Annotated in this window: 13 protein-coding genes; 7 read left to right on the forward strand and 6 right to left on the reverse strand. The window is 65.5% G+C overall.

Annotation, left to right across the window (positions count from 1 at the left end):
* Positions 1 to 70: 70 nt before the first annotated feature.
* Positions 71 to 592 carry a hypothetical protein gene (locus THITHI_RS0107610; RefSeq protein WP_026186156.1) on the forward strand — a complete coding sequence of 174 codons (522 nt, stop codon included), beginning with the start codon at positions 71 to 73 and terminating at the stop codon, positions 590 to 592.
* Positions 593 to 822: 230 nt separating this feature from the next.
* The gene (locus THITHI_RS0107615; RefSeq protein WP_018232488.1) at positions 823 to 1,614 is read left to right on the forward strand and encodes a dienelactone hydrolase family protein; all 792 of its coding nucleotides are present in this window, start codon (positions 823 to 825) and stop codon (positions 1,612 to 1,614) included.
* A gap of 88 nt (positions 1,615 to 1,702) precedes the next feature.
* On the opposite strand, the gene THITHI_RS0107620 is transcribed toward THITHI_RS0107615, so the two are convergent.
* The gene (locus tag THITHI_RS0107620) at positions 1,703 to 3,496 is read right to left on the reverse strand and encodes a response regulator (RefSeq protein WP_051079921.1); all 1,794 of its coding nucleotides are present in this window, start codon (positions 3,494 to 3,496) and stop codon (positions 1,703 to 1,705) included.
* Positions 3,497 to 3,687: 191 nt separating this feature from the next.
* Between THITHI_RS0107620 and THITHI_RS0107625 the strand changes: the two genes are divergently transcribed.
* A complete protein-coding gene (locus tag THITHI_RS0107625; protein WP_051079983.1) occupies positions 3,688 to 4,014 on the forward strand; it encodes a hypothetical protein in 327 nt (108 codons plus the stop codon).
* A complete protein-coding gene (locus THITHI_RS0107630; protein WP_018232491.1) occupies positions 4,011 to 4,712 on the forward strand; it encodes an SDR family oxidoreductase in 702 nt (233 codons plus the stop codon). Before THITHI_RS0107625 ends, THITHI_RS0107630 begins: the two co-directional genes overlap by 4 nt.
* A 41-nt stretch (positions 4,713 to 4,753) precedes the next feature.
* Here THITHI_RS0107630 and THITHI_RS0107635 read toward each other — a convergent pair whose 3' ends face one another.
* The 3 genes from THITHI_RS0107635 to metH all read right to left on the reverse strand — a co-directional run bounded on the left by THITHI_RS0107635 (position 4,754) and on the right by metH (position 11,957).
* Positions 4,754 to 6,040: an OmpP1/FadL family transporter gene (locus tag THITHI_RS0107635; protein ID WP_018232492.1), complete on the reverse strand. Its 1,287-nt coding sequence runs from the start codon at positions 6,038 to 6,040 to the stop codon at positions 4,754 to 4,756.
* A 219-nt stretch (positions 6,041 to 6,259) separates the two neighbouring features.
* The gene (locus tag THITHI_RS0107640; protein WP_018232493.1) at positions 6,260 to 7,825 is read right to left on the reverse strand and encodes a GNAT family N-acetyltransferase; all 1,566 of its coding nucleotides are present in this window, start codon (positions 7,823 to 7,825) and stop codon (positions 6,260 to 6,262) included.
* A gap of 379 nt (positions 7,826 to 8,204) precedes the next feature.
* Complete coding sequence (gene metH / locus THITHI_RS0107645) at positions 8,205 to 11,957, reverse strand: methionine synthase (RefSeq protein ID WP_018232494.1); 3,753 nt, start codon at positions 11,955 to 11,957, stop codon at positions 8,205 to 8,207.
* 260 nt (positions 11,958 to 12,217) lie between these two features.
* Between metH and THITHI_RS0107650 the strand changes: the two genes are divergently transcribed.
* Positions 12,218 to 12,925, forward strand: coding sequence for an arginyltransferase (locus tag THITHI_RS0107650; RefSeq protein ID WP_018232495.1), 708 nt, complete (start codon positions 12,218 to 12,220; stop codon positions 12,923 to 12,925).
* Between the two features lie 361 nt (positions 12,926 to 13,286).
* On the opposite strand, the gene THITHI_RS0107660 is transcribed toward THITHI_RS0107650, so the two are convergent.
* A complete protein-coding gene (locus tag THITHI_RS0107660) occupies positions 13,287 to 14,051 on the reverse strand; it encodes an inositol monophosphatase family protein (RefSeq protein WP_018232497.1) in 765 nt (254 codons plus the stop codon).
* 196 nt (positions 14,052 to 14,247) lie between these two features.
* On the opposite strand from THITHI_RS0107660, the gene THITHI_RS0107665 reads away from it, so the two are divergent.
* On the forward strand, positions 14,248 to 14,793 hold the full coding sequence (locus tag THITHI_RS0107665) for a hypothetical protein (protein WP_018232498.1): 546 nt from the start codon (positions 14,248 to 14,250) through the stop codon (positions 14,791 to 14,793).
* Positions 14,794 to 14,960: 167 nt separating this feature from the next.
* On the opposite strand, the gene THITHI_RS0107670 is transcribed toward THITHI_RS0107665, so the two are convergent.
* The gene (locus THITHI_RS0107670) at positions 14,961 to 15,389 is read right to left on the reverse strand and encodes a secondary thiamine-phosphate synthase enzyme YjbQ (RefSeq protein ID WP_018232499.1); all 429 of its coding nucleotides are present in this window, start codon (positions 15,387 to 15,389) and stop codon (positions 14,961 to 14,963) included.
* A 44-nt stretch (positions 15,390 to 15,433) separates the two neighbouring features.
* Here THITHI_RS0107670 and THITHI_RS0107675 point away from each other — a divergent pair, with 44 nt between their 5' ends.
* Complete coding sequence (locus THITHI_RS0107675; protein ID WP_051079922.1) at positions 15,434 to 16,045, forward strand: Crp/Fnr family transcriptional regulator; 612 nt, start codon at positions 15,434 to 15,436, stop codon at positions 16,043 to 16,045.
* Positions 16,046 to 16,080: the final 35 nt, after the last annotated feature.

The raw sequence follows: 16,080 nt of genomic DNA on the forward strand, positions 1-16,080 counted from the left end.
ACACAGAAAGCCCCTGTGTGAACTGCGGCGGGGTGTTGTGGCGTTTGCGTTTCGCGAATATGCTGTCGCCATGATCCTCAAGCCCCAGGACATCTTCATCTGCCTCAAGTTGGTGACCAAGGGCCGGCAGCCCTGGACCTACCAGCAGCTTTCCGCGGAGCTGTTCATGAGCGCTTCCGAGATCAACGCGGGGGTACGCCGTGCCAGGCGGGCCCGCCTGGCCGGGCCCGGACCGGACGGCGCCAGTCCCCAGCCCAATCTCCTGGCCCTGGGGGAATTCCTGATCCACGGGTTGAAGTACGCCTTCCCCCCCGACCGCGGAGCCTTCACCCAGGGGGTGCCCACTGCCCACGGCGCATCGCCGCTCGCCGGGGCACCGGGCACGGAAGGGGGTGACCCGGTACCGGTCTGGCCCCATCCCCAGGGTCCGGTGCGCGGCTACGCCTTCTCCCCACTGTACCGGTCCGTGCCCAGCGCGGCGCTGGCCGATCCCGCCTTGCACGAACTGCTGGCGCTGGTGGATGCCATCCGCGATGAACGCTCGCGCGTGAGCAATCTGGCGGTGCGGGAACTCACCGCGCGGCTGCGCTGACCACGGCAGGCCGTCGGGGCCGGGCGTCGAACCTTCACCGTGGTGAAATGTCATTCTTCGTATATCCCGCCACTGTCGGTCACAAGCGGACCCGGCAGCCCCGGCAGAACAGCGGCGGGAAAGTGGCAGCGAACCCGCCGGGGCCCGGCTATAGTTCTACATTCCGATGCCGCTACCCGCGCCCGGGTGGCGATCAGTCCAAGAACTCAGAATCAGCAAAGGAGATACCCATGACCCGTCTGTTTGTACTCATGACCCTGGCCCTCTCCATGGGGATGGCCCATGGCGCAGATGTGCGCGGGGAAGAGGTCAACTATTCCGACAACGGCACCGAGCTCAACGGCTATCTCGCCTATGATGCTTCCGCGGACGGACCCCGCCCGGGGGTGCTGGTCATCCATGAGTGGTGGGGGCATAACGAACACGCCCGTGAGCAGGCCCGGCGTCTGGCGGCGCTGGGGTATACGGCACTGGCCGTGGACATGTACGGAGAAGGCCGCCTGGCGGATCATCCCGACGACGCCCGCACCTTTGCCACACTGATCCGCGGAAACCAGATGCTGATGATGCAGCGCTTCGAGGCCGCCCGAAAGTTCCTTCACGAACACGAACGGGCCGATGCCGCACAGACCGCCGCGATCGGCTACTGCTTTGGCGGCTCGATCGTGCTGGAGATGGCGCGTGCCGGAGCCGACCTGAAGGCCGTGGCCAGCTTCCACGGCGCACTGGCCACGCAGAACCCCGCAGAGAGCGGCAAGGTGACCTCCCGCGTCCTGGTGCTGCATGGCAACGAGGATCCGATGGTGCCGCCGGAACAGGTCGAGAATTTCAAGAAGGAGATGGATGCAGCCGGCGTGGATTACCGCTTCGTGGGCTATGACGGAGCCACCCACAGCTTCACCAATCCCGGCGCCGATGAGGCTGCCGAGAAGTTCGGCATGCCCGTGGGCTACAACGCTGATGCCGACCAGGCCTCCTGGTCGGAACTGGAACGCTTCCTGGCGGACACCTTCGGCGGCTGATGCGGCGCGGCTGACCGGTGTCCGTTCATGACGGCACCGCTTGGCGCCGGCATCCGGGCAGCGGGTCCGGATGCCGGCGTATTCCGGCTCAGATCAGAAGGAAGAGAAGACCCAGGGCGGCAACGGCCGCCACCGCGACCAGGATCATCATCTGAAGGCGGCGCTGGCGCCGGCGCTCTTCCTCCCACTGCCGGATAATGGGATCCCCGCTGCTGTCGCGCACAGGCCCGGCACCATTGCCCCCGATGGCCGGTTCGGCGCTGACACCATCCGGCTCGACACGCGGTTCCGGCGCCTCCGCGTCGTCGAATCCTTCGGCTGTGGACTCCAACACCGGGACGTCGGCCGCTGCATCCGTGGCCGGACTGTCACCCGATTCCTCGACCGGTGGCTGTTCATCCGTTGGCAACTCTTCGAGGTCCGCGTCCTCCGGTTCCTCGGGGACCGGAGGCGGAGCAGCGGCACGCTCCCGCAGCTCGCGCCTCGCATCGGCCAGTTCCTGCATGAGCGCCCGCAACTCCTCCTCCGCTGCCACCCGGGCCCCTTCGCTGCGTTCCATCCTGGCCGCTATCTCCACCATCTCGTCCTCGAGCTGCAACTGGTTGAGTTCGGCATTCTCCGCGCGCACCCGAAGGGTCTCGAGCGCATCCTCATCGGGGATCTGCGCCTCAAGCGCCTCGGCACGCTCCCGCATACCGGCCAACTCGGCCTCCAGGTCACGCAGGCGTTCCCGCTCCGTTTCCAGTTCCCGCGCCAGGTCTTCTTCCCGGCCGGCCGCACCGCCCGGGATCTCGCTCCCCGCACGCTTGAGCGCCTGTTCCGCCTCACGGGCCCGAGCCTGCCATTCGGAGAGTTCCTGTTCGGTGCCGGCCAGCCGGGCGACCCGCTCCGACTCGTCCCCGTCAAGAGCCTGCAACCGGGCCTGTAACTCCACCACCTTGCCGCGTTCCAGTCCCAGCGCCTGCTCTACCGCCTGGTGTCCGGCACGGGTCGATTCCAGTTCACGGCGTAACGAACCCGCCTCTTCGCGTGCACGCTCGTGCTCCGAGAGCACGCTCTGCAAGCGTGCCTCCAGATCGTCTGCCCGGCCCGAGGCCTCGCTGGCCGCCTCCCGGGCAGCCGTCAACCCGGCCTCCAGATCCCCGGTTTCGGCGCGCAGGCGCTCCAGTTCGGACCGCTCTGCCGCCAGCTGGTCCTCCAGTTCGCGAATGCGGTCCGACACCCGTTTCTCGTCCACGCTCTGCTGGCGCAGGATGAGTTCCCTGCGCAGCCGGTCCCGTTCTTCCTGGGATTCGCGCAGCTGCTCGCGCATGGCATTGAGCGTCTGCTCCCATTCCTCGGAGGCCGAGAGCGACGAGGCCGCGGCCCGCTGCGCCTCCTCCTGCCAGCTCTGGAGCTGCTTTTTCATATCCAGCAGGGTTGCCTCCAGTTCGGAGACGCGCTCACGAAGACGCCCCGGCTCGGCCGGATCCCCGCCCGCCGGCGAAGCATCATCGGGGGGTTGGCCGCGCCGCGGGTCCACATGGCGGCGCGCGACTTCCAGGATATCGTCCGCGTTGAAGGGCTTCTGAACCACGCCGCTTGCGCCGGCGGACATGGCCCGTTCACGCGTGCCCTCGCTGTCTTCGTTGCCGGTGATCAGCACAATGGGCATCTCACGAACCCTCGGATCACCCGATTCGCGAATACGCCGGATCAGCCCGTAGCCGTCCAGGCGGGGCATGGACAGGTCCGTATACACACAGCATACGGCCGGATCCTCCAGAATCCGGGACCAACCCTCCTCCCCGTCGGCGGCCTCCACCACCCCGTAGACCTTTGCCAGGATCTTCTTCAGAGCCTGCCGCATCACCCTCGAGTCATCCACGACGAGGATGGTCAAGCCAGGTTCCGGGATCGTGTCCTGATCAGCCCCCATTCGCCCGAAGCCCCCTCAAGCTTGCCTGATGGGCGGATGCCCAGTGGCCGAGTGTACCGCCTCAAGGCCCCCCGACCCAACGCGGGCTTGATTCGGCCGTCCCGCGACAGTACGGTCTTGTGACCTTCCTCACGGTCAAGGGGCTCCAACCGGACATGTTTGCACGCATCAACCAGGCCTTGGGGCCGATGCGCATCGCCATGGGCGTGATCTCCGTGATCACCGCCATCCTGATGCCCGCGCCCCACACACCGCCGGACTATGAAAGCTGGCGAATCATATCCACCGCCGTGGCGCCGGCCATCGTGCCCATCCTGCTGACCCTGTATCTGCTGGACATCCTCATGTCGAGCCTGTATGCCCGGGAGCCCCGCAACACTCGAGGGCGGCACTTCGGTTTCATCATCCTTACGGACGTGGTGTTCATCGCCCTGCTCCTGGCCGTGTGGATGCCCATTATCCTGGCGCTGGCCGAACTATGACCCATACCGTCGTCATCACCGGCGCCAACCGCGGCATCGGACTGGAGTTTGCCCGGCAGTATGCCGCCGAGGGCTGGCGCGTCTATGCGGGATGCCGTCAACCCGAGCGGGCCGGCGATCTCAACCGGCTGGCCGCGGGGAGCAACGGGCGGGTCAGCGTGCATCCGCTGGATGTGACGAAATCCGCGCATATCCGGGCGCTCGCCGCGGTGCTGGGCGAGACCCCCCTGGACCTGCTGCTCAACAACGCGGGCAGCTACGGGCCGGACGGGGTGCGTTTTGGCCGCAACACCGACGAGGAGGCGTGGGTCGACAACTTCCGCACCAACGTGATCGGCCCCATGAAGATGATGGAAGCCCTGGCGGACAACGTGGCGGCGAGCGAACTGCGGCTGATTGCCTCGCTGAGCAGCAAGATGGGCAGCATGGCGGACAACGGCTCGGGCGGAGCGTACATCTACCGCAGCGGCAAGGCGGCGCTCAACGCGGTCATGAAGAGCGCCGCCATCGACCTCGCGCCCAGGGGTATCACCGCCGTGGTACTGCATCCGGGCTGGGTGCGCACCGCCATGGGCGGACCCCACGGCGAGATCGACGCCGAGACCTCCGCCCGTCGCATGCGTGAACTTCTGGCAAGGGTGGCACCGGACGACGCCGGAAGTTTCTTTGACATCGACGGCAGCATCATCCCCTGGTAACCGGCGCCGGTGGCCGTGTTCCCGCCGCGCCGCCGCAACCGTTACCGGTAGACGAGCATCATGTGGAAAGCGAGGACCTCGTGTACGGCCACCGCATCCGGCCCGAAGGGCAGCTCAGGATTGGTGAAACGGACCTTCTCGCGCCCGACGTACTCCAGACCGCCGTCGATCCGCCAACGGCCCGCAAGCCGATAACCGAGGCCGAGGGTGTAGGTGTGCCGCGCGATGGCAGCCAGCAGGGGGTTCATGTGCTGCTCGGGGACCGGGTTGCGCCCGTAGTTGTAGCCGGCCCGGAGAATCAGCTTGTCGGACCAGTCGTAGGCCATGCCCAGCGCGATCACATACTGGTCCCGCCAGTTCATGTCGGACTCCGCCGCGAGGACCGGGGGAGCGTCGGGATCGTCCGGCGCGGCCGCCGTCAGCGTGGTGCGCTTGACGGCCTTCGACCAGTCCAGCCAGTTCAGCTCCGCGGCGGTGAGCAACCGCGGGGTGGGCCGGAAGGCGACACCCACGCCCAGTTCCCGAGGCAGATCGGTCCCCGTCGCGCGCACGTCCCGATAGGTCACCTTGCCCAGACCCAGGGCGCTGAAATCCGAGGTGAGCGTGCCGCCGTTCATGGACAGGTCCACACCGGACGTGTAGGCGAGCCCCAGCGAGACCCGCTCCGAGGGCGTGATCATGGCGCCCAGCTTGAACCCCGGTGTCAGCACGTCCATGTCGCGCAGCGCATAGCCGAAGAAGCCCTCCTCCGGCGCGCCCCCCTCATGCACCGAGGTGTCGGGAAAGATCCGCTGGTTCAGGTCGGCGTAGAAGAGCGAAACGCTGCCGCCCAGCGCCACCGTCGGGGTGGCCTGCCAGGCGAGCCCGGTGGTCAGTTTCGCGATGCGGAAGGCGGCCGAGAGCTCGTCCTCCGTACCGAAGGCGGTGGTGAGATTGCGGAAATCGTTGCCCGCGCCCCCCTGGGCAAACAGCCCGATACCCACGGTCACGGGACGATCAGGCAGACGGCGGGCATATCCCAGGCTGCCCAGCAGGATGTTGCGATTGGAGACCTCCGCATCGTTGCCGAAGCCGTCCCGGTGGCGCACATCCAGGGCATGGGCCACGGTGTGATGCATGTCCATCTGCCGGTCGGCGATCCGCATCAGGCCGGCGGGGTTGGTGTTGAGGGCGCTGGTGTCGCGGGCCACCGCCAGGTCGGCCCCGCCCATGGTGATGGACTCCGCGCCGAAACCGATCAGGTTCAGACCGTTATTCGCCGCGACCGGAGTCGCCAGGCACAGCACAAGGGTGGCCGCAACGACGGCCGGGATCGGGCGCCTCGTCATCGGGGGATTCGCCTGTAATTGATGGAAAGGGATGGACCGCGGGCATTATTGTCGGTTTTTCTTACAGGATCCAGCCCGCATACTCACCACCGTTCACAGTGAAGGCATCGGGATGCCGCCTTGACGGGGTGCACCGGGCGAAGGGCAACGCATCGCCCGGGGGACCGGGCTCGTACGGAATCAAACACGGACCTTCATTCATCCTTCCCCCTTCATCCTTCATCCTTCCCCCTTCTTCCCCCCCACCCAACTCACCCGGTAGAGGTCCAGCCGCCGGTCGTGCAGGTTGCGTACGCTGCCATGCTCGCGCAGATCCTTCAGATTGTGCAGATCCAGGTCCACGATGAGGGTCATCTCGGTGTTGGGGGTGGCCTCGGCGGCGATGCAGTCGTGGGGGAAGGAGAAATCCGAGGGGGTGAACACCGCCGCCTGGGCATACTGCATGTCCATGTTCTCCACCCGGGGCAGGTTGCCCACGCTGCCGGAGATGACCACGTAGCACTCGTTCTCGATGGCGCGGGCCTGGGCGCAGCGGCGTACCCGCAGGTAGGCGTTCTTGGTGTCCGTCCAGAAGGGCACGAACAGGATCTGCAGGCCCTGATCGGCCATCAGCCTCGGCAGCTCCGGAAATTCCACGTCGTAGCAGATGAGGATGCCGATCTTGCCGAAATCGGTCTCGAACACCCGCACCTGATCGCCGCCCTGCATGCCCCAGTAGGACTGCTCGTCCGGGGTCGTATGCACCTTGTACTGCTTGTCCCAGGTGCCGTCGCGCCGGCACAGATAGGACACGTTGAGCAGGGCCTGGCCCTCGTATTCCGGCATGCTCCCGGCAATGATATTGACGTTGTAGGCCAGCGCCAGGCGCACCAGTTCCTGGCGGACAGGTTCGGTGTACTCCGCCAGGTGACGTATGGCCTCGGCGGGGTTCTCCTGGTTGAACTGGACCATGAGCGGTCCGTTAAAGAACTCGGGGAAAAGAATCACGTCGGCCTGATAACCGGAGACCGCGTCGACGAAATACTCCAGCTGCTGGAAGAGGTCATCGAGGCTTGGCATCGGCCGCATCTGCCACTGCACGGCACCCACCCGCACCGTCTGCTTGGCGCCGCCGATCAGTTTCTCCTTCTCCTCGTAGTAGATGTTGATCCACTCGATGAGCGTGGCGTAGGCCCGGGACTCCGTGTCATCGGGCATGTAACCCGTGATGATCCGGCGCACGTGGAAATCGTTGGAGAGTTGGAAGGTCAGAATGGGATCATAGAGCTCCTTGTTCTTCACCTGCTCCACGTACTGCTGGGGCGTCATGCTTTGCCGGTACTCCGCGTAGCCGGGGATGCGCCCGCCGGCCACGATCCGGCGCAGGTTGAGCTTCTCGCACAGTTCCTTGCGGGCATCGTACAGCCGCCGGCCCAGGCGCATGCCCTGGTAGTCGGGATGGACGAAGACATCCACCCCGTAGAGCGTGTCGCCGTTCGGGTCGTGGGTGGTGAGATAACCATTTCCGGTGATGGCCTTGTAGTTGTGACGATCACCCCAGCGGTCGTAATCGACGATCATGCTGATGGCCGCGGCCACCAGCCGGCCGTTGTCCTCGATGCAGATCTGCCCCTCCGGAAAACGGGAGATCTGTGACTCGAACTGCTCCCGGCTCCACGACCCGTCCAGTACCCGGTAGACCTTCTCCATGATCTCGTGCACGGCCTCGTAGTCCTCGGGCCGGGTGTTACGAAGTTTCAGGCGGTGTTCGTCGGCCTGAACGGTGTCGTCGGTGTCATCGACCATGGGCAAACCTCTTGCGGGGGCGGGGACAGTTCAGCATGGTTGAAACAGGGATGAGAGGAGACGAGAAGCATGACCCCAGTCACGGGCCACCACGGCAACCGCATGGGCACGCTTCGCTTTGCCCATCCTACGGGATACAGTGCAGACCGTAGGATGGGTCAAGCGAAGCGGACCCATGCCGACCGGATAGTGACGAGTGACGACATCAGAACTGCGCTGCCATTTGTCACTCGTCACTGACGCATCGACCATCAATGTCTCGCCGGGCGGGTTGCCATGCTCTCAGCATAGCACTGCGACGGAGAGGGGTGAGGGGTGAGGGGGAAGGCGCAGGTACGCTTCACGCCTCACGCCTCACGCCTCACGCCTCACTCACCAATCAGTCTTCCGGCTCATACCCCAGGTTCGGCGCAAGCCAACGCTCGGCTTCGGTGGGCTTCATGCCCTTGCGCCTGGCATAGTCGGCGACCTGGTCGCGGTTGACCTTGCCCACGTTGAAGTACCTGGCCTCGGGGTGGGCGAAGTACCAGCCGGAGACGGCGGCGGTGGGCAGCATGGCGAAGCTCTCGGTGATGCGCATGCCGGCATTCTCCACGGGATCGAGCAGCTCCCAGAGCAGACCCTTCTCCGTGTGTTCCGGGCAGGCGGGATAGCCGGGCGCGGGCCGGATCCCCTGGTACTTCTCCTTGATCAGGGATTCGTTGTCCAGCGCCTCGTCCGGCGCGTAGCCCCAGAACTCCCGGCGCACCCGCTCATGCATGCGCTCGGCCAGAGCCTCGGCCAGGCGGTCGGCGAGCGCCTTGAGCATGATGGCGTGATAATCATCATGAGCCTCCTCGAAGCGCTTCACATGCTCGTCGATGCCGATGCCGGCGGTCACCGCGAAGCCGCCCAGGTAATCGGGGATGGCCGTGTCCCGCGGCGCGACGAAATCCGCCAGGCACTGGTTGGGACCCTTGCCCCGTCGCTCGGTCTGCTGACGCAGGTGATGCAGGCGCATGAGCGGCTGCTTGCGGTCTTCGTCCCTGTAGAGCTCGATGTCGTCGGTCTCGACACTGTTGGCCGGGAAGAAGCCAATGACGCCGCGCGCCTTCAGCCAGCCCTCGCCGATGATCCTGTCCAGCATGGCGGTGGCATCCTTGAAGAGCTTCTTCGCCTCCTCGCCCACCACTTCGTCCTCGAAGATGCGCGGGTATGCGGCATGCAGTTCCCAGGCGTGGAAGAAGGGTGTCCAGTCGATGTAATCCTTGAGCTCCTCAAGCGGATAATCGTCGAAGCGGATAACCACGCTGTCGGGGCCGTAGGGGTGCAGCACGGTGATGCCGTCGCCGGCGGGCTCCGAATCCAGGACCCTGGGGCGCGGCGGCTCATAGCCTTGCCAGTCGATGGGGGCACGGTTCTCACGCGCCTGTTCCAGGGTCAGCCACTTCTGGGTCTTCTGCCGCCCGGCGTGATTGACCCGAACCTCCTCGTAGTCGGCACGGATCCCGGCCACATAGTCGTCGCGGGTACTTTCGCTGATCAGATTCTGCACCACGCCCACGGCCCGGGAGGCATCCTTCACCCACACGGTGGGGCCGGAATAATGGGGCTCGATCTTCACCGCCGTATGGGAACGGGACGTGGTGGCACCGCCGATGAGCAGCGGCAGTTTCATGCTGAGGCGCTCCATCTCCTTGGCCATGTGGGACATCTCCTCAAGGGAAGGCGTAATCAGGCCTGAAAGGCCGATCACGTCCACGTCCTGCTCCACGGCCGTGTCCAGGATCTTCTGCGCGGGCACCATCACCCCCAGGTCGATGACCTGGAAGTTGTTGCATTGGAGCACCACGCCGACGATGTTCTTGCCGATATCGTGCACATCACCCTTCACCGTGGCCATGAGCACCTTGCCGTTGGGGCGGTCGCCTTCCTTCTTGAGCGCCTCGATGAACGGGATCAGGTGGGCCACGGCCTTCTTCATCACCCGGGCGGACTTGACCACCTGGGGCAGGAACATCCGGCCGTCACCGAACAGGTCGCCCACCACGTTCATGCCGTCCATGAGAGGGCCCTCGATCACCTTGATGGGGTGGTCGACCTGCTGGCGCGCCTCCTCGGCATCCTCCACCACGTGGGCGTCGATGCCCTTGACCAGGGCATGCGCCAGACGCTTTTCAACGGGCAGGGAGCGCCATTCCAGATCCTCGGCCTTTGCCTCGCCGCCCTCACCGCGGTAGCGCTCGGCGGCCTCCAGCAGGCGCTCGGTCGCATCCTCGCGGCGGTTCAGCACCACGTCCTCGACCAGTTCGCGAAGCTCGGGATCCACCTCGTCATAGACCGCCAGCTGGCCGGCGTTGACGATGCCCATATCCATGCCCGCATGAATGGCGTGGTACAGGAACACCGCGTGAATCGCCTCACGCACCCGCTCATTTCCGCGGAACGAGAACGACACGTTGGACACGCCGCCGGAGACCAGGGCGTGGGGCAGCGTCTTCTTGATCTCGCGGGTGGCCTCGATGAAATCCACGCCATAGTTGTTGTGCTCCTCGATGCCCGTGGCGATGGCGAAGATGTTCGGGTCGAAGATGATGTCCTCCGCCGGGAAGCCCACCTGCTCGGTGAGGATGCGATAGGCGCGCTGACAGATCTCCACCTTGCGTTCCTTGGTGTCCGCCTGCCCTTGCTCGTCAAAGGCCATGACGATCACCGCGGCGCCGTACCGGCGCACCAGCTTCGCGTGCTCGATGAAGGTCTCCTCGCCTTCCTTCATGGAGATCGAGTTCACCACGCCCTTGCCCTGGATGCACTTGAGCCCCGCCTCGATCACCTCCCACTTGGAGGAATCGATCATCACCGGCACCCTGGAGATATCCGGTTCCGAGGCCATGAGATTCAGAAACCGCACCATGGCCGCCTTGGAATCCAGCATGCCCTCGTCCATGTTCACGTCGATGATCTGGGCTCCGTTCTCCACCTGGCTCGCGGCCACCTCGAGCGCCGTCTCGTAGTCGCCGTCCTTGATGAGGCGCTTGAACCGGGCGCTGCCGGTGACGTTGGTGCGCTCGCCCACGTTGACGAACAGGGACTCCGCGTCGATGTTGCAGGGCTCGAGCCCCGACAGCCGGCAGGCGGGCACGGTCTCCGGGACCGTGCGCGGGGTGATGTCGGCCACCGCATCGGCAATGGCGCGGATGTGGGGCGGCGTGGTGCCGCAGCAGCCGCCCACGATATTGAGGAAGCCGGACTCCGCCCATTCACGGATATGCACGGCCATCTGTTCCGGACTCAGGTCGTATTCGCCGAACTCGTTGGGCAGGCCCGCGTTGGGATGGGCGGAGACATGGCAGTCGGCCAGGCGGGACAGCTCCTCCACGTACGCCCGCAGTTCCTTGGGCCCCAGGGCGCAGTTGAGACCGAAAGAAAACGGCCGTGCATGGCGCAGGCTGTTCCAGAAGGCCTCGGTGACCTGCCCGGTGAGGGTGCGCCCGGAGGCGTCGGTGATGGTGCCGGAGATCATCACCGGCAGACGCTGGCCGGTCTCGTCGAACAGGGTCTCGACCGCGAACACTGCCGCCTTGGCGTTCAGGGTGTCGAACACGGTCTCGATGAGCAGCAGGTCCGCACCGCCCTCGATGAGCGCCTCGGCCGCCTCGCGATAGGACGCCACCAGCGTGTCGAAGTCCACGTTGCGAAAACCCGGATCGTTCACGTCGGGGGAAATGCTGGCGGTGCGGTTGGTGGGGCCCAGCACCCCGGCCACGAAGCGGGGCTTGGCCGGGTCCTTTGCGGTCCAGGCGTCCGCGGCCTCCCGGGCGATGCGCGCAGCCTCCCGGTTGATCTCCGGGACCATGTCCTCCATGGCATAATCAGCCATGGCGACGCGGGTGGCATTGAAGGTGTTGGTCTCGACGATATCCGCGCCGGCCTCCAGGTACTGGCCATGGATCTCGGCGATGATCTCCGGGCGCGTGAGCACCAGCAGGTCGTTATTGCCTTTCAGGTCGATGTTCCAGTCCGCGAAACGTTCCCCGCGGTAATCCTGCTCCTGCAGTTCATAGCCCTGGATCATGGTGCCCATGGCACCATCCAGGATCAGAATGTGGTCCTTGATGCGGGTTTCGAGCAGGCGGATGCGATCGTCAGTCATGGGGTCTGGAACCGTAGGTTGCAAGCGGATAAGCCGCCTATTTTAGCATGGCAGCCCGATTCACCCCCGGTGCACCCCCCCGCGAGCGAGCCGCCAAGCGGCTCCCGCCAGACTTGACACGGGTCGGCATCGGGCGGATATCACCCCGCAATGCAGTGGTCCAGGAGCCCTTGATCAAGAGGGACCATGGATGTCCGTATCGCCGGTCCGGGACACGGCTCCCTTGTATCCTGAATCCCGGTTCCCGAATACTGTTCCCCATGCGCACCGACACCGCCCCCCTGCATTTCTATGTGACGCCGCCCGAGCCCTGCCCGTACCTGGCGGACCGGCAGATGGTGAGCGCCTTTGCCGATCCCAGGGCTCCGATGAATGCAGGACTCTATGGCCGCCTGGCGCAGGTGGGCTTTCGCCGCAGCGGCCGGCACGTGTATCGTCATCAATGTCCCCATTGCCGGGCCTGCGTGCCGGTTCGCGTGCCCGTGGAGGCCTTCGAACCCAACCGCGCCCAGCGCCGCGTATGGCGTCGCAATACAGACCTGGAAATGAACTGTATCAAGCCCGCCCCCCGGGAGGAGCACTTCGAACTCTACCGCCGCTATGTGAATACCCGTCATCCGGGCGGCGGCATGGACGACCCCTCTCCCACGGACTACTGGCGCTTCATCGACTCGGATTGGTCGGACACGGACCTGGTGGAGTTTCGCCTGCACGGGCGGCTCGTGTGCGTGGTGGTGTGCGACCGGCTGCCGGATGGCCTGTCCGCCGTCTACACGTTTTTCGACCCGGCGGATGCCGCGCGCAGCCCCGGCACCCACGCCATCCTGTGGCAGATTGCCGAGGCCCGCCGCCTGGGGCTACCCTACGTGTACCTGGGCTACTGGATCGCGCAAAGCCCCAAGATGGCATACAAGACCGCCTTCCGCCCGGTGGAGGGGCTGCGGGACGGGGTTTGGGGGGTGTTGTGAAAGGCAGCGAGCGGGATGAACAGGGTCAGGACAGAACTTCCGGAAGGTTGCCCACCGGCGGCAGCATCTTTCCTGGCTCCTCGACGTTCCCGGTGGATTCGATCATCACAATGGGCATCTGCGCGATAACCCCACCCCGCGTGTGTAGGAGCCCGGTCCTCCGGGCGAATGGGGTTTGGTTCGGGCAGGATCGCCCAGGGGACTGGGCTCCTACGGGGTTTGTGACACCACCGGCCCTGTAGGAGCCCACACCCGTGGGCGATGGGCCAAGCTCCGGCATCGCCCGGAGGACCGGGCTCCTACACGCGGCCTTGATCCCGCCCGTCCCGTCCATGGGCATGGTTCTGATTGACGCAGCCCGCTAACCCGCGAGCGACTCCAGGGCCCGGGCGTGCAGCGCCGGGGTGGCGGCGGCAAGCACGCTGGTGGTGTCGAGGGTCAGTGCGCGGCCTTCCAGGTCCGTAAAAACCCCGCCGGCCTCCCGCACGATCACCGCGAGGGCGGCGATGTCCAGGATGTTCACGTCGGATTCGATCACCAGATCGATGCGCCCGGACGCCAGCAGGTGGTAGTGGTAGAAGTCCCCGTAACCCCGGGTGCGGTTCACCTGGCGCACGATCCGTGCGAGCCCGTCCCAGCCCTGGCCCGCGGCAAGCGTCTGGATATTGCCCACCGACAGGGTGGCGTCGGCAAACGCCTCCACCCCGCTCACACGCACCGGCTTGCCGGAGAGGAAGGCGCCCTGGCCTTTCTCTCCATACGCCATCTCCTCGAACTCCGGCGCGTTGGACACCCCCAACACCAGTTCCTCGTTGTGCATGAGCCCGATCTGGGTGGAAAAGAAGGGGTACTGACGCACGAAACTCTTGGTGCCGTCGATGGGGTCGATCAGCCAGGTGTAGGGGGCGCTCCCGCCGGAATGGCCGGTCTCCTCGCCATAGAAACCATGCGCCGGAAATGCCCCGGAGATGACGCCCCTGATGGTCTTCTCGGTCTCCACGTCGGCGATGGTCACCGGGCTCCGGTCCTCCTTGAGTTCCACCGGGATCTCCTGGCGGTAGTAGCGCTGAATGACCTTCTGGGCGGCCAGGGCGGCCTCGATGGCGGTCTGAAGAAAAGGGCTCATGAATCGTGTTCCGGATACGGATGTCTGTCGTGGAAAGGCCGCACAGATTAACATGGGCGGCACCGGCTCACATCCCGTGATACGCTCCGGCGCCTTGTCATGGACCGGCTGTCCTCACGGGAACCGGCAGGCAGAACGGCGCTGCGCGCGTGTTGTCCAATCCTTCGTACCGGTTGCTTCAGCGAGGTTCGCAGCAATGAAACGTATCATCGGGATCACCCTGACGGCCGGAATCCTGGGGGCCTGCGCGCCCCTGACCATGGAGCAGTGGGCGTCATCTCGTGCACACATACCCGTCGGTGCCACCGTGATGGTGAACGAGGCCCTGCCGATCCGCTCCGGGCATACCCGCGTGTTTATGCAGGACGGCCGGGTGGTGCCCAAAGGCGGCGTGAACATGTACCACCCCCACTGCAACTTCGAGGTCAACACGCTGAGCGACGGATCGGCGCGCATCGAACCCGGCCGATTCCTGGTCACCCGCCACCGCCAGGGCCACGTGGAGGTGGTACAGGAACGCGGGCCGATGCGGGTGGCATCCCTCGTGCAGGTTTCCGACGACGACGACGGCAGTGCTCCGCCCATCAGCCGCCTGGTCCATTACGAGCTGCAGTCGGACGATCAGACGGACGTGCGGCGACTGACCTGCCATGGAGGCTTTGCCGACGACTGGGAAGCGCAATACCCGACCCTGGCCGAGATGCACACCGTGCTGGGCGGGCTGGTCAGCTGGGAGGAATAGGTGAATTTCGTGAGGCGTGAGGCGTGAGGGGATAGGCGTGAAACCACTTTCTCCCTGGCTGCCTATGGAGGGGGAGGGGATTTCTACTCTGGACGCCTCTCGCCTTTCGCCTTTCGCCTTTCGCCTATCCCCTCACGCCTCTCCCCTTTCCCCTACCGCCTATCCCCTCACGCCTCGCCGATCAGGTGCATTGCCACCCGTCGCCGCTGCGGGGCGTGGCGGTGCTCGAACACGTACAGTCCCTGCCAGGTCCCCAGCGCGGGGCGACCGTCCATCACCGGGATGGACAGCTGCGTCTGGGTGAGCGTACTGCGCACATGGGCAGGCATGTCATCGGGGCCTTCCAGGGTGTGGTGGTAGATCTCGTCACCCTCTGGTACCAGGCGCGCAAAGAAACGCTGCAGGTCACCGCGAACGTCCGGATCGGCATTTTCCTGAATCACCAGGCTGGCCGAGGTGTGCTGGATCAGGAGGGTCAGGAGTCCGGTGCGGATGCCGGACCGGGCCACCCATCTGCACACCGGGTCGGTGAACATGTAGAGCCCCCGGCCCCGGGTCTCGACCTCAAGCCTGTGCGTGGTCTGCAGCATGGACATGGTGCGACAATCCCTCCCTGCATTCCCGTCATGTGACACGGACAATGGACCCTACACCATACCCGCCACCGCTTGAAGCACTGCGCCCCCGGTGCGAGGTGCGGGACTACGGCAAGGGCTGCGCGGTCTTCCGCCAGGGGGATCCTGCCAGCGCAGTCTTTTACCTGCTGGACGGCGAGGTGCATCTGCTGCGCAACAGCCCGGATGGGGGGACCGTGATATTGCATCGCGCCCTGCCCCGGGGGTTCTTCGCCGAGGCGAGCCTCAACACGGAAAGGTATCACTGCACCGCCCTGTGCGTGCGGCCTTCCCGGGTTCTGGTCCTGCCGCGGAATGTACTGCGCCGGCAGCTGGAACACGATTCAGCCTTCGCCCTGGACTGGGTGTCCGGCCTGTGTACAGAATTGCGCCGCCAACGCTCCACCGTGGAGCGATTGCAGTTGCGCGGCGCCGAGGCCCGCATCCGCCACTACCTGCTCACCGAAGGCGATGCCGCCGGTGGCCTGGAGCTGCGCTGTACGCTCAGCCACTGGGCCGACCTGCTGGGGCTCACCCGCGAGACGCTTTACCGGACCCTGGCACGCATGGAAGCACGCGGTGAACTCGATCGCTCCGGGAAGCGGCTGCAGCTGACCAAGGGATCCGAACCCGTATGATCCGGATCATACGGGGCCGGTCCTCAAGCCGTATA

The organism is Thioalkalivibrio thiocyanodenitrificans ARhD 1 (assembly GCF_000378965.1).
In the GTDB taxonomy this organism is placed as follows: domain Bacteria; phylum Pseudomonadota; class Gammaproteobacteria; order Ectothiorhodospirales; family Ectothiorhodospiraceae; genus Thioalkalivibrio_A; species Thioalkalivibrio_A thiocyanodenitrificans.

What these genes read in the sequence shown, in the direction of transcription:
- THITHI_RS0107635 (WP_018232492.1), bottom strand. Translation starts at nt 6,040, where the DNA reads ATGACGAGGCGCCCGATCCCGGCCGTCGTTGCGGCCACCCTTGTGCTG.
- THITHI_RS0107660 (WP_018232497.1), bottom strand. Translation starts at nt 14,051, where the DNA reads ATGAGCCCTTTTCTTCAGACCGCCATCGAGGCCGCCCTGGCCGCCCAG.
- THITHI_RS0107630 (WP_018232491.1), top strand. Translation starts at nt 4,011, where the DNA reads ATGACCCATACCGTCGTCATCACCGGCGCCAACCGCGGCATCGGACTG.
- THITHI_RS0107640 (WP_018232493.1), bottom strand. Translation starts at nt 7,825, where the DNA reads ATGGTCGATGACACCGACGACACCGTTCAGGCCGACGAACACCGCCTG.
- THITHI_RS0107610 (WP_026186156.1), top strand. Translation starts at nt 71, where the DNA reads ATGATCCTCAAGCCCCAGGACATCTTCATCTGCCTCAAGTTGGTGACC.
- THITHI_RS0107670 (WP_018232499.1), bottom strand. Translation starts at nt 15,389, where the DNA reads ATGTCCATGCTGCAGACCACGCACAGGCTTGAGGTCGAGACCCGGGGC.
- THITHI_RS0107665 (WP_018232498.1), top strand. Translation starts at nt 14,248, where the DNA reads ATGAAACGTATCATCGGGATCACCCTGACGGCCGGAATCCTGGGGGCC.
- metH (WP_018232494.1), bottom strand. Translation starts at nt 11,957, where the DNA reads ATGACTGACGATCGCATCCGCCTGCTCGAAACCCGCATCAAGGACCAC.
- THITHI_RS0107625 (WP_051079983.1), top strand. Translation starts at nt 3,688, where the DNA reads ATGTTTGCACGCATCAACCAGGCCTTGGGGCCGATGCGCATCGCCATG.
- THITHI_RS0107675 (WP_051079922.1), top strand. Translation starts at nt 15,434, where the DNA reads ATGGACCCTACACCATACCCGCCACCGCTTGAAGCACTGCGCCCCCGG.
- THITHI_RS0107615 (WP_018232488.1), top strand. Translation starts at nt 823, where the DNA reads ATGACCCGTCTGTTTGTACTCATGACCCTGGCCCTCTCCATGGGGATG.
- THITHI_RS0107650 (WP_018232495.1), top strand. Translation starts at nt 12,218, where the DNA reads ATGCGCACCGACACCGCCCCCCTGCATTTCTATGTGACGCCGCCCGAG.